Source organism: Enterobacter sp. Taxon_2 (assembly GCF_058355295.1).
This window is the reverse complement of the sequence record NZ_CM178024.1, coordinates 3,248,067-3,260,636: the sequence shown is the minus strand read 5'-3', so window position 1 is coordinate 3,260,636 and position 12,570 is coordinate 3,248,067. Positions and strand designations below refer to the sequence as shown.

Here is a 12,570-nt window from a genome sequence, read left to right as displayed (position 1 = left end):
GACGCGATCTTTACCAGCTTACAGACCCGACACTTCTTTACAGCGTGATGGCGTATTGCCCGTTAAGATGACCTTCGTTAAAACATGAGGTCACAATGGATAACCGCAAAATCAGTCGACTGCGCCGCTGGGCGCGGGAAGGGATCATACTCGTTCTGCTGACGCTGGCCGTAGTATGGGGTGTTGATCAGTACCGAAAACCGACGCTCCCCGCCAGTTTTAGTGCAACGCCGATGACGAGCATCGACGGCAACGTTCACGATATTGCGGCGCTCAGCCAGGATCGTCCGCTGCTGATCTACGTCTGGGCGACCTGGTGCAGCATTTGCCGCTACACGACGCCTGCGGTTAATCAACTGGCAGAAGAGGGCGGGAACGTGGTGAGTATCGCCATGCGTTCTGGTGACAACGCAAAGCTTGAGCGCTGGGTTGATAAGAAACAGCTGAAAATGCCGGTGATTAACGATGCAAACGGTGCTTTGTCGCAGCAGTGGCAGGTGAGCGTCACGCCAACGCTGGTGGTTGTGTCGAAGGGGAACGTGGTCAGTACCACGACGGGCTGGACGAGCTACTGGGGATTAAAATTAAGGATGTGGTGGGCAGGCGTATAAAAATAACCCCTCTCCCGGCGGAAGAGGGGTGTTGTATTACTTAGCCAGAACTTCCTGCGCGGTGCGCTCAACCAGAGACAGCAGGATTTTAATATCTTCCAGCGTCACGGTTGGGTTCAGCAGCGTCAGCTTCAGGCAGGTCACGCCGTTATGCTCGGTCACACCGACGTTTGCACGGCCGGATTCCAGCAGCGCGTCACCAATTTTCTGGTTCAGCAGGGCGATACCCGCTTCATCCGTCTGCACCTGTCCGCGGAAGCGGAACAGAACGCTTGCCAACTGCGGCTGCATAACCAGCTCCAGCGCAGGCTGCGCTTTCACGTAGGCCGCAACCTGCTGTGCCAGGGTCACGCCGTGATCGATGATCGCCGCGTATTGCTCCTGACCCAGCGCTTCCAGGCTCATCCACAGCTTCAGCGCGTCAAAACGACGGGTGGTCTGCAGAGATTTGGAAACCAGGTTAGGCACGCCGGCCTCTTCGTCGAACTCAGAGTTCAGGTAAGCCGCCTGATAGCGCATCAGCTCATAGTGGCGCGCTTCTTTCAGCAGGAACGCGCCGCAGCTGATGGTCTGGAAGAACTGCTTGTGGAAGTCCAGGGTCACGGAATCCACCAGCTCGATGCCGTCCAGGTAGTGACGATACTGCTCAGACATCAGCAGCGCGCCGCCCCAGGCCGCATCAACGTGTACCCAGATGTTCTGCTTCGCGGCCAGCTCTGCAATCGCACGCAGCGGGTCGATAGCACCGGCATCGGTGGTACCTGCCGTCGCGACGATGGCCAGAATCTGCTCGCCATTCGCATTGCACTGTTCGATTTTCGCCGCCAGATCGGTCAGATCCATGCGGGAGAATTCGTCCGTTTTCACCTGCACCACGGACTGGTAGCCCAGGCCCATCAGCGCCATGTTTTTCTGCACGGAGAAGTGCGCGTTTTCGGAGCACAGCACGCGAATTTTGCGCAGATCGCCAACCAGACCGTCCTGCTGAACGGAGTGACCCTGACGCGCGAAGAACGCATCGCGAGCCAGCATCAGGCCCATCAGGTTGCTCTGAGTCCCGCCGCTGGTGAAAACACCTGCGTCGCCGGCCTGATAACCCACGCGGGTACGCAGCCACTCGATCAGTTTGATCTCAATAATGGTTGCGGACGGGCTTTGATCCCAGGAGTCCATACTCTGGTTAGTGGCGTTGATCAGCACTTCCGCCGCCTGGCTTACGACCAGGCTTGGGCAGTGCAGGTGCGCCACACACTGCGGGTGATGAACGGACAGGCTGTCTTTCAGGAAGAACTCCACGGCGCGTTCAATCGCCGCTTCGTTGCCCAGCCCTTTCGGGTTGAAATCCAGCTTAATACGGTCGCGCAGTTCCGCGACCGTTTTGCCCTGGTACATCTCAGGCTGTTTCAGCCACTGCATCACAGCCTGAGTGCTTTGTTCAATCGCCTGCTGGTAAGCTTCAATGCTCTGCGCAGAGGAGAACAAAATTGGGTTTGAATCAGACATCGTAATCAACAACTCCGGTTACGCCGGGCGAACGCCCGCAGCAAGCAGTGCCTGCTCAAATTTATCCAGGAAGATTTTCAGCTCTTCATCGCTGATCAGCAGAGACGGCAGCAGACGCAGAACGATACCGTTACGGCCACCGCGCTCCAGAATCAGACCGGCTTCGAAGCACTTCTTCTGAATCAGTGCAGACAGCTCGCCGTCGCCAGGGAAGCAGCCCATGTGGTCAGCGGCTTCGTTAGGCTTAACGATCTCAATACCGATCATCATGCCCAGACCGCGAACGTGGCCGATGACCGGATAGCGTTTCGCCATCTCTTTCAGCTGGCCTTTCAGCCATTCGCCCTGTGCAGCCACTTTGCCTGCGATGTTCTGGTCTTTCAGGATTTTCAGCGTCGTCAGACCGGTTGCCATCGCCAGCTGGTTGCCGCGGAAGGTACCGGTGTGGTGACCTGGTGCCCATGCATCGAACTGCTTTTTGATACCGAGTACGGCCAGCGGCAGACCGCCACCCACTGCTTTAGACATCACGATGATGTCTGGCTCAATGCCAGCGTGTTCGAAGGCGAAGAATTTACCGGTACGGGCAAAGCCAGCCTGCACTTCGTCGAGGATCAGCAGAATGCCGTGTTCCTGAGTCACTTTACGGATGCGCTGCAGCCACTCAGCCGGAGCCGGGTTCACGCCGCCTTCGCCCTGAACCGCTTCCAGGATCACCGCAGCAGGCTTACGCACGCCGCTTTCAACGTCGTTGATCAGGTTATCGAAGTAGTACGTCAGCGCTTTCACGCCCGCTTCACCACCGATACCCAGCGGGCAACGGTATTCGTGCGGGTAAGGCATGAACTGGACTTCTGGCATCATACCGTCAACCGCTTCTTTCGGAGACAGGTTGCCGGTCACGGACAGCGCGCCGTGGGTCATACCGTGGTAACCACCAGAGAAGCTGATGATACCGCTACGACCGGTCACTTTTTTCGCCAGCTTCAGCGCCGCTTCAACGGCGTCAGCACCGGATGGACCGGTGAACTGCAGGCAGTACTCTTTGCCCTGACCAGGCAGCAGAGAGAGCAGGTATTCAGAAAACGCGTCTTTCAGAGGCGTCGTCAGATCCAGAGTATGTAACGGCAAGCCGCTGGTAATGACATTTTGGATGCTTTTCAGCACATCAGGATGGTTATGGCCAAGCGCAAGGGTCCCTGCGCCTGCTAAACAGTCAAGGTATTCTTTATTATCTGCATCGGTGATCCACACGCCTTCTGCTTTAGTGATGGCTAAAGGCAGTTTGCGCGGATAACTCCTGACGTTAGATTCAAACTCGGCCTGACGGGCCAGATAGGTTTCGTTGCTTTTGTGGGCATCTACGGTGTCAATACGGACTTTATCCGTCATCATATCACTCCTACAACCGCCGCTTCGTTATGAGCCACGATTGAATAAAAAGTTAAAAAACAGATGGGGGCCTGAAAAAAACGCCGCCAATATAGAGCCTTTTGCCACGGGGCTCAATGGTTAATTTGTTTACTGTTTTGTGACACGGGGCTGTGGGGAGAAAATATCCCCATTTTTAAAATGAAAATTGCATTTTATGCCAAATAAAAACAGCCTGTTACAGGCTGTTTGTCTGGCGTGTACAGTCGCAGAAAAGAGTGTGACAAAACGTGCCATCGAATGGCAAAAAAGGAGGCTGGCTGTCTCTATTCCTGCGTCATGTGCAAAAAGCGGTGCTCATGATGCATGCACAACAGAATCACGCATCAAAAAAGGACTTTCAACGCGCGTGGTGTTCTGATGCTCTTCACCGTTAATAATATGCAGGGCGCTCAGGCGACCAATTTCATAGTGTGGCAGTTGAACCGTCGTGAGAGGAGGCAGGAACAGCTCCCCAATACCCACCATATTGTCATAGCCGATTACCGCGACATCTTCCGGTATGCGAAGCCCTTGCGCCAGCAGCGTCTGATAGACCATAAACGCGATACGGTCGTTGCCGCAGATAACGGAGTCGAACCGGGGAATGCCATTCTGCATGTGCGCCAGCAATACTGACGGAATGTCACGATAGTGCTCATCGCCGAGCGCCATATAGCTGTGCGCCAGGCCGTGCGGGTCGAGTCCCGCTTCACGGCATGCACGTTCCAGCCCCTGACGACGTCGGGTTGTGGCCAGATGCCCCTCAGGCAAATGCAGGCAGAGAGGGCGTCGATAACCCTCCGCGAGTAACGCCCGTACGGCGGTATACTGCCCCTGTTCATCATCAGGAATATAGCTGGCGACCTTTTCGCCGTCACTTTCGCAGTTGGCCAGCACGCAGGGAAGGGTGAGGAGTTTGGCCGGGAGAGGAACCTGACGTAACCCCATGGTGGTGTAGATAATCCCGTCAGGCCGATGAGAGAGGAGAAGGTCGACAATGGCGTCCGGGTTGTCATCGGTAAACATATTCATCACGAAGCTGTTCCAGCCGTGCATTCTGGCCGTCTCTTCAATCGACAGCGTGATTTCCACCGAGAAAGGCGTCGTCACCGTATCGAGCGCCAGTACGCCTATGGTTTTCGGCGAGGCATGCGCGCCGCGAATTTTCTTGGCGGACAGGTCTGGCACGTAGCTGGTCTGCTCGATAGCCAGCTGAACGCGCGCCAGCGTTTCCGGCTTAAGGCACTCCGGGCTGTTCAGCGCGCGGGAAACCGTCATCAGCGATACGTTAGCCAGCTTTGCGACGTCCTTCAGGGAAGCCATTTTCTTACTCCGTTAATGCACTGTGTGAAAGGGTATACAACTAAGTTGCTGATGTAAAAGGAAGGCTGATGCACAGGGCTGGTCAGGCTTACCTCCGTGATGAATATTTGATCGCGATCTCACTCTCTTAATGTTAACGTTAACTTTCGTGATTAACATCTTAAATCTTTACCAAACGGCATGAGAAAGAAATAATGTTAACGTTACCATTGCGTCATTACTCCAACATGAGAATGTCATGATGAAAACGCATCTCTCTCACAGCTACCCTTTATTAAGCGCATTACTGTTTTTCTTTTTTGTCACATGGTCATCTTCCGGCTCGTTACTCTCCATCTGGCTTCATCAGGAAGTGGGCCTAAAAGCGGGGGATACCGGCGTTATCTATGCCGTGCTTTCCGTCTCCGCGCTTTTTGCTCAAATCTGCTATGGATTCATTCAGGACAAGCTCGGTCTGCGCAAAAACCTGCTCTGGTTTCTGACCAGCCTGCTCATTCTTTCCGGTCCGGCCTTCCTGATGTTTGGTTATCTGCTGCAAATTAACGTATTACTCGGCAGCATTTTCGGCGGGGTTTATATCGGGCTGACGTTTAACGGTGGAATAGGGGTTCTGGAGTCCTACACCGAGCGCGTGGCCCGCCAGAGCCAGTTCGAGTTTGGCAAGGCGAGGATGTGGGGATCGCTTGGCTGGGCGGCGGCAACCTTTTTTGCGGGGCTCCTGTTCAACATTAATCCGAAGCTGAACTTTGCTGTCGCGAGCTGTGCCGGGCTGGTGTTTTTTGTGTTGCTGGCGCGCCTCAGGGTCTCCTCCGCCCCGCACGCCATGCAGGAAGCGGTGTCCGGCGGTAAGGTCACGCTGGAGGATGCATTGCGCCTGCTGACGCTGCCGCGCTTCTGGGCGCTGGTGTTTTTCGTTATCGGCACCTGTATTTATGGCGTCTACGACCAGCAGTTCCCGGTCTATTTCTCCTCCCAGTTCCCGACGCTGCAGGAAGGGAACGCCATGTACGGCTATCTCAACTCCTTCCAGGTTTTCCTGGAGGCGGCGGGCATGTTTTGCGCCCCGTGGCTGGTGAATCGCCTCGGTGCGAAAAACGGCCTGATTTTCGCCGGAATGGTGATGGCGATGCGTATGGTGGCATCGGGTCTGGTTGAGGGGCCGGTATTGATCTCCATTACCAAGCTATTGCACGCGGTTGAACTGCCCGTTTTGCTGGTCTCCATCTTTAAATACAACAGCCTGCATTTTGATAAGCGGCTCTCTTCCACCCTCTATCTGGTGGGCTTTGCCTGTACAAGCTCGGTGATTGCCTCGGTACTGTCGCCGCTGGCCGGCTACAGCTATGAGAAATACGGCTTTGCCCAGTCCTATCTCATCATGGGGTTGTTAGTTTTCAGCACCACGTTTATCTCCATCTTCCTGTTGCGCTCGGGTAAGTCCTCTTCTGACCCGCTCATGCCGCAACCTTCCACTATCTGATTAAAGAGTAGAGAAATGACGTATTCCATTACAAAAGCAGAACAGGAACTGCAGTCCGGACGCGAAGGGCTTAACCTGCGCTGGTATCCGCGTTACCACCTCGCCGCACGTGCCGGCTGGATGAACGATCCGAATGGCCTGGTCTGGTTTGACGGCTGGTATCACGCCTTTTATCAGCATCATCCGTATTCGACCCAGTGGGGGCCGATGCACTGGGGCCATGCGCGCAGCAAAGATTTAGTTCACTGGGAACACCTCCCGGTTGCGCTGGCACCGGAAGGACCAGACGACAAGGACGGCTGTTTTTCTGGCTCAGCGGTGGTGGATGGCGACACGCTGGCGCTGATCTACACCGGCCACAAATTCCACGGCGATTCCGGCGATGAGGCTAATCTCTACCAGGTTCAGTGCCTGGCAACCAGCCGTGACGGCATCCACTTTGTGCGGCACGGGACCGTCATTGACACACCGCCTGGACTGCATCACTTCCGCGATCCGAAAGTATGGCGTGAAGGGGAGTGGTGGTACATGGTCGTTGGCGCGCGAGAGGGTGATACGGGCCAGGTGCGTACGTACCGGTCTGCCGATCTGCGCGAGTGGCAGGACAGGGGCGTGCTCGCGGTGGCTGAAAAAGAGATGGGTTATATGTGGGAATGCCCGGACTTTTTCACTCTCGGTGGGAAACGCGTGCTGATGTTTTCGCCTCAGGGACTCACCGCAGACGGATTTAAACATCGTAATCTTTTCCAGAGCGGCTATCTGGTAGGTGAATGGCAGCCCGGTCAGCCTTTTATGCGTGAAGATGAATTTGTGGAGATGGATTACGGGCATGATTTCTATGCGCCGCAAAGTTTCCTGACGCCGGATGGACGACGCATCGTCATCGGCTGGCTGGACATGTGGGAATCACCTCTGCCGGAACAGGAGGATGGCTGGGCAGGCATGCTCTCCTTACCTCGCGAGCTGACACTGAGTGCGGATAATCATCTGCAAATGCATCCAGCCAGAGAAGTTGAAACCCTGCGCGGGGCGTGGTTCCCCTGGCCGATAAGTACGCTTAATAACCAGCAGATGACGCTGGTGGAACACTGCGATGCGATGGAGGTCACTCTGCAATGGGATTGCGCGAACAGCAGCGCGGAGCAATACGGCATTCGTCTCGGCGACGGGCTACGCATCTATGTTGATGCCCAGATGCAGCGCCTGGTGCTGGAGCGTCACTATCCGCAGTATGGCTTGTGCGGTACCCGAAGCGTCGCGCTTAACCTCAACGACGCGCTTAGCCTGCGCCTGTTCTTTGACTTCTCTTCCGTGGAAGTGTTTGTTAACGAGGGAGAAGCGTGCCTCAGCAGCCGCATTTATCCTGATGCAGAAGGCCGCGAACTGGCGTTGTTTGCCTGGGCGGGGGGAGCGTCGCTTATCCATGGCGGGGCCTGGCAATTAGAATAAAAGGGCATATGGCATTCCTGACCTTTGCATGGAGTAAGACCGGCAAATAAAAAAAGGCGACCGCAGTCGCCTGATTTATTTTAGCGAACCCTTATTTTACTGCTTCATTTGCATCAATCATCATATAATACTCAAGAATAATTGAAAAAAACGCCCATCTGTTAAGGGCGGCTTTAGCAATACACTAAAGACTGACAACACGGATCTCACTTACACTTTATGTTAACCGTGTAACTACACGGCTTGCATCAAGCTATTTGTAATTGACTTTGCTGTATAACCCCTAATGAAAGTGGCTTGTTTTAGATTAATGCACTGTACCAAAAATAGGGCAAACGTAAGGCGTCATCTTAACCTCAATGAGTTAGAACAAAATCAACAACACTCTCATCTTTCAATTTCAGTTTGAGAGTGTAGCCTTGTTTCTTCCACACACCGTTATTAGGCTTCCAGCCTTTCGAAAGGAGGGTTTCAGCAGCATCAGAGATAGGTTTATCGACCACACTGTAAGCATCAGCTTCAAAAGCTATCCGATCTCGTTGGCTCGAAATTGCTTTCTTGTTTTGTGCTTTGGTTTTGTGAATATCACAACCATGACCATCAGTTACTTGAGTACATCCAGAACGCTCTAATTGCTCCCGATAGTGCGCATTAATAGCATGAGCAGGAAGAGATGCAATAACCAGAACAGCTAATAACATTTTTTTCATAATCCTAAATTCTGCCTTTCGTATATCACAACAACAAAAAATAATATAAGCAGCATTGTATTAGCAATGCGCCGTCAAAGTGATAGATCTATCCCTGTCTCTTGTTTAAGAAAAACATCTGAAGGAACAAAAGTCTATATAAATACACTCCGTAGACAGGAACTTGCATAACCCATAGTAACGTCTGTCTAGCTGTTATCACAGCTATAAGCTATGTTTAAAATGGTACGGCTGTAAGTAATACCTATAAATACGCCAGTAGCTACTAAAGCTAACGATACTAAAGCAGAGCATATAATTAGTTTAATCATGGCTATCATCACTATTTCACCCTAAGGAACCATTCTGATTGTTCTTTCTCAGGAAATTAAACGCCTTCACTATAAAAAAGTATCAATGCATCATGGTATATACTAGCACTTCTGTATTGTTGGTTTGATCTCATATTTGATAAACAAACGAGGCCGTTTTAAAACTGTTAAATACTTAGTTTGTCAGGCTAACGATAAACCATAACTTGCATCACCTGTAAAGAATTTATAAACATCAACAATACAAAAATCGGCGGTTATGCTTGTCGAAACCCCTTTATGGGGTATATGTATATTGAGTTCACTTGGGGGCTTTATCGTTTACTTAAAAACCGATACCTACACCAACAGAAGCACCCATGTTATTAGCGGTATCATCAGAGAAACTCACTTTAGCGATAACGTGAGAATTAAAGTTAACTGAGCCACCAACCGCTAAAGCGCTTTCACCGTTGTAAGTAGCACCACCAGCAGAGAACATTACACGCTGATTAGTTTGCACTTGAGGCAAGCCAGCCATAGCCATAGCTCCAGAGATACCAGCGTTAGCTTGCTTCTTATTATTATCTACTTCATCGCGCAATGATTTAAATTGCTGGTTAGTATTGTTATTCATAGCTTGCATAGTCTGCTTTGCAGCTTGCAGATCTTGAGCTACGCTAGCAGCCTGGCTAGAGGTGGAAGCGATAGCTGCAGAGTTAGCAGCTACTTTAGTTTGTGTAGCCGTGTCTACTTGCACTTTGTTAATGGTGGTGGTAACACCATCTTTACCATTGCTACCATCTTTCCCATCAACGCCATTCTTACCATCAACGCCATTCTTACCATCAACACCATCGCGCCCATCTTTACCATCAGCACCGTTAGCACCTGCTACACCTTGCACACCCTGTAAGCCTTGCGCCCCTGTAGCACCATCTTTACCATCTACCCCATCTTTACCATTAAATGCACCGCTTGCGGCTTGAGTCTGGATAGCTGTAATAGCATTGCTATTTGTCTGGATTTGAGCGCCTAAAGCAGCATCAGCAGAACTACGGGCGCTTGATTCATCTACTACAGATTGTGTTAATTGAACATTCAAGCCATTAACTTGACCTTGCAAACCGCTAATGTCTGATCGGTTTTGCATGATTTCGCCTTGCTGCGTATTGTTGAAATCATGTTGTGTCTGAATTGCATCATCTTGAAGGCGGTTAGCTTGCTTGAGATCGTCAACATCAAGATTAAGCGTATCAATGTTATTTTGCGCACCTTGCGCCCATTGAGTAGAGCCGGAGTTATCACTTGCAAAATCTACAGCGTGAGAAGCATTGATAGAACCAGCGAATACAGCACCAAACACGAAAACAGCCAGAATAGAACGTTTCATTTTATATCTCACTAATAAATAAGGATTAAATTCATTGTCAAAAGCTTTTGCAAGCGCTTAGCTTTCTAACCGATATGGAGATTAACCCTGCTATTAGTCTGTACTAAATTAGGTTAATTCTCGCGCGATTCTTTTTTTATAAGATGAATTAACTATCCAGGATTGCACATAAGTCAATGTTGATCTGGATCACGTAAAGCACTAAATGCAACAGTGTCCAGGGGGGGTGTAAGAAGACTTTCTTCAATATATACATTGCCTTATATTTTGAATGGTTAACTATAACTCAGTGTTTAAACTATTGAAATAGATGCAAATGTCTAAATTAAGTGTATGACTTAATGAACACTTTGTGTTTCGAGTGAAATAGGGTTTATTGTCTTCTAAAAGTCACATTGAAGGGATTAAAAATTCTTATACTCAAGCCAGATTTTTAGTGATAAATGGAATGTTAATCATTTGATAATAATCGGCACTAAATATGGCTGTTTTGTAATATTCATTAATATAGAGCCTAAAAACTCTTGCAGAATTCTGACGACAATATGACCTCCTCCCAGTTGATGAATACGCCGCGATGTTAGGAGTGCCTTAATAAGTCACATGAGGACATCCCAATGAAGAAGCGACAACCGCAAGGGCACGCTTGCGTCAGCGAGCAACTTCCCCTAATCTGGAAAAAAGTATAGAGATTTAATCTTCATGACTCGGGGTGCCCCATCACTGATGGGCTGAGAAATACCCGCAACACCTGATCTGGATAATGCCAGCGTAGGGAAGTCAGATGCCTTCCCGGTCATCGCTTCTTCACGCAAGGCAGGAGCGAACCCATGCAGCCTGACCTGCTCGATTTACACGTTTTACACCACTTCCGCACCCGTTCACCGCTGACCCATTGTATGACCAACGATGTCGTACAGACCTTTACGGCCAACGTTTTGCTGGCGCTTGGCGCATCACCGGCGATGGTGATCGAGGCCGAAGAGGCCGAGCAGTTTTCCGCGATAGCCGATGCGCTGCTGGTTAACGTTGGCACGCTGACCGCGCCGCGCGCCCAGTCGATGCGTCGGGCAATAGAAAGCGCGGTGGCGGCAGGCAAACCCTGGACGTTGGACCCGGTTGCCGTTGGCGCCCTGGCGTTCCGCACCCGTTTTTGCCATCAAATTCTTGCCCTGAAACCGGCGGCCATTCGCGGCAATGCCTCTGAAATCCTTGCCCTTGCCGGAATGAGCGCAGGCGGGCGCGGTGTCGATACGACCGATACCGCCGCCAGCGCGGTGCCCGCTGCTCAGGCGCTGGCCCGCCAGACCAATGCCGTTGTGGTCGTCACCGGTGAGGTGGATTACATCACTGACGGACAACGCACCCGAACGGTAACCGGCGGTGACCCGCTGATGACGCGCGTGGTGGGCACCGGGTGCGCGCTCTCCGCCGTCGTCGCGGCGAGCTGCTCGCTGCCGGGCGACCGGCTGGATAATATCGCTGCTGCCTGCGGATGGATGAAGCGAGCTGGCTCATTCGCTATTGCGCAGTCTCGTGGCCCGGGCAGTTTTGCCAGCGTGTTCCTGGATGCGCTCTACACGCTGGAGGAGCAGGCATGAAGCGGATTAACGCTCTGACCATTGCCGGTACCGATCCCAGCGGCGGCGCGGGTATCCAGGCTGACCTGAAAACCTTCTCCGCGCTTGGCGCATACGGCTGTTCCGTCATCACCGCGCTGGTGGCGCAAAACACGCGCGGTGTGCAGTCGGTCTACCGTATCGAGCCGGATTTTGTTGCCGCGCAGCTGGATTCGGTATTCAGCGACGTGCGCATTGATACCACTAAAATCGGCATGCTGGCCGAGACGGACATTGTTGAAGCGGTGGCCGAGCGGCTTAAGCGTTATGCGGTGCAAAACGTGGTGCTGGATACCGTCATGCTGGCAAAAAGCGGCGACCCGCTGCTCTCCGCCTCTGCCGTGGAAACCCTGCGTAAAAAGCTGCTGCCGCAGGTGGCGCTCATCACGCCCAATCTGCCAGAAGCCGCCGCGCTGTTGGGCACATCGCACGCGCAAACGGAACGCGAGATGAAAGCGCAGGGGAACGCGCTGCTGGCAATGGGCTGCGGGGCGGTGCTGATGAAGGGCGGGCATCTGGATGACGCGGAAAGCCCGGACTGGCTCTTCACCCGCGAGGGCGAAGTGCGCTTTACCGCGCCGCGCGTGCAGACCAAAAATACCCACGGCACGGGCTGTACGCTTTCGGCCGCGCTGGCGGCGCTGCGTCCACGGCATGACGGCTGGGCCGATACGGTGCGCGAAGCGAAAGCCTGGCTCTCGGCGGCGCTGGCGAAAGCCGATACTCTGGAAGTGGGTCACGGTATTGGGCCGGTTCATCATTTTCATGCATGGTGGTAA

At 52.5% G+C, this 12,570-nt stretch carries 9 protein-coding genes, 1 pseudogene and 1 riboswitch; of the genes and pseudogenes, 5 read left to right on the top strand and 5 right to left on the bottom strand.

The genetic code is table 11. The features are described from left to right. The first annotated feature begins 95 nt into the window (after window positions 1-95). A complete protein-coding gene (locus tag AC4IC4_RS15505; RefSeq protein WP_157189458.1) occupies window positions 96-611 on the top strand; it encodes a protein disulfide oxidoreductase in 516 nt (171 codons plus the stop codon). A 36-nt stretch (window positions 612-647) separates the two neighbouring features. Here AC4IC4_RS15505 and AC4IC4_RS15500 read toward each other — a convergent pair whose 3' ends face one another. From AC4IC4_RS15500 to AC4IC4_RS15490, 3 genes are all read right to left on the bottom strand, one after another. After that, the gene (locus AC4IC4_RS15500; protein ID WP_024908138.1) at window positions 648-2,114 is read right to left on the bottom strand and encodes a pyridoxal phosphate-dependent decarboxylase family protein; all 1,467 of its coding nucleotides are present in this window, start codon (window positions 2,112-2,114) and stop codon (window positions 648-650) included. Window positions 2,115-2,132: 18 nt separating this feature from the next. Then, a complete protein-coding gene (locus tag AC4IC4_RS15495; RefSeq protein ID WP_024908137.1) occupies window positions 2,133-3,509 on the bottom strand; it encodes a diaminobutyrate--2-oxoglutarate transaminase in 1,377 nt (458 codons plus the stop codon). Window positions 3,510-3,842: 333 nt separating this feature from the next. Then, window positions 3,843-4,850: a LacI family DNA-binding transcriptional regulator gene (locus tag AC4IC4_RS15490; RefSeq protein ID WP_491471475.1), complete on the bottom strand. Its 1,008-nt coding sequence runs from the start codon at window positions 4,848-4,850 to the stop codon at window positions 3,843-3,845. 238 nt (window positions 4,851-5,088) lie between these two features. Here AC4IC4_RS15490 and AC4IC4_RS15485 point away from each other — a divergent pair, with 238 nt between their 5' ends. Beyond that, the gene (locus tag AC4IC4_RS15485) at window positions 5,089-6,330 is read left to right on the top strand and encodes an MFS transporter (protein ID WP_267216910.1); all 1,242 of its coding nucleotides are present in this window, start codon (window positions 5,089-5,091) and stop codon (window positions 6,328-6,330) included. 15 nt (window positions 6,331-6,345) lie between these two features. Then, window positions 6,346-7,779, top strand: coding sequence for a glycoside hydrolase family 32 protein (locus AC4IC4_RS15480; RefSeq protein WP_267216912.1), 1,434 nt, complete (start codon window positions 6,346-6,348; stop codon window positions 7,777-7,779). Between the two features lie 551 nt (window positions 7,780-8,330). On the opposite strand, the pseudogene AC4IC4_RS15475 reads toward AC4IC4_RS15480, so the two are convergent. Continuing rightward, window positions 8,331-8,489: pseudogene (locus tag AC4IC4_RS15475) on the bottom strand (hypothetical protein); the annotation flags it as partial. Window positions 8,490-9,125: 636 nt separating this feature from the next. Then, window positions 9,126-10,172, bottom strand: coding sequence for a YadA C-terminal domain-containing protein (locus AC4IC4_RS15470; RefSeq protein WP_248165214.1), 1,047 nt, complete (start codon window positions 10,170-10,172; stop codon window positions 9,126-9,128). Between the two features lie 698 nt (window positions 10,173-10,870). Beyond that, window positions 10,871-10,967, top strand: a riboswitch (TPP riboswitch). A gap of 35 nt (window positions 10,968-11,002) precedes the next feature. On the opposite strand from AC4IC4_RS15470, the gene thiM reads away from it, so the two are divergent. Beyond that, complete coding sequence (thiM, locus tag AC4IC4_RS15465) at window positions 11,003-11,773, top strand: hydroxyethylthiazole kinase (protein ID WP_248165204.1); 771 nt, start codon at window positions 11,003-11,005, stop codon at window positions 11,771-11,773. After that, window positions 11,770-12,570: a bifunctional hydroxymethylpyrimidine kinase/phosphomethylpyrimidine kinase gene (thiD, locus tag AC4IC4_RS15460; RefSeq protein WP_032646521.1), complete on the top strand. Its 801-nt coding sequence runs from the start codon at window positions 11,770-11,772 to the stop codon at window positions 12,568-12,570. Before thiM ends, thiD begins: the two co-directional genes overlap by 4 nt.

Coding starts and splice junctions, on each gene's coding strand:
- AC4IC4_RS15505 (WP_157189458.1), top strand. CDS start 96: ATGGATAACCGCAAAATCAGTCGACTGCGCCGCTGGGCGCGGGAAGGG.
- AC4IC4_RS15500 (WP_024908138.1), bottom strand. CDS start 2,114: ATGTCTGATTCAAACCCAATTTTGTTCTCCTCTGCGCAGAGCATTGAA.
- AC4IC4_RS15495 (WP_024908137.1), bottom strand. CDS start 3,509: ATGATGACGGATAAAGTCCGTATTGACACCGTAGATGCCCACAAAAGC.
- AC4IC4_RS15490 (WP_491471475.1), bottom strand. CDS start 4,850: ATGGCTTCCCTGAAGGACGTCGCAAAGCTGGCTAACGTATCGCTGATG.
- AC4IC4_RS15485 (WP_267216910.1), top strand. CDS start 5,089: ATGATGAAAACGCATCTCTCTCACAGCTACCCTTTATTAAGCGCATTA.
- AC4IC4_RS15480 (WP_267216912.1), top strand. CDS start 6,346: ATGACGTATTCCATTACAAAAGCAGAACAGGAACTGCAGTCCGGACGC.
- AC4IC4_RS15470 (WP_248165214.1), bottom strand. CDS start 10,172: ATGAAACGTTCTATTCTGGCTGTTTTCGTGTTTGGTGCTGTATTCGCT.
- thiM (WP_248165204.1), top strand. CDS start 11,003: ATGCAGCCTGACCTGCTCGATTTACACGTTTTACACCACTTCCGCACC.
- thiD (WP_032646521.1), top strand. CDS start 11,770: ATGAAGCGGATTAACGCTCTGACCATTGCCGGTACCGATCCCAGCGGC.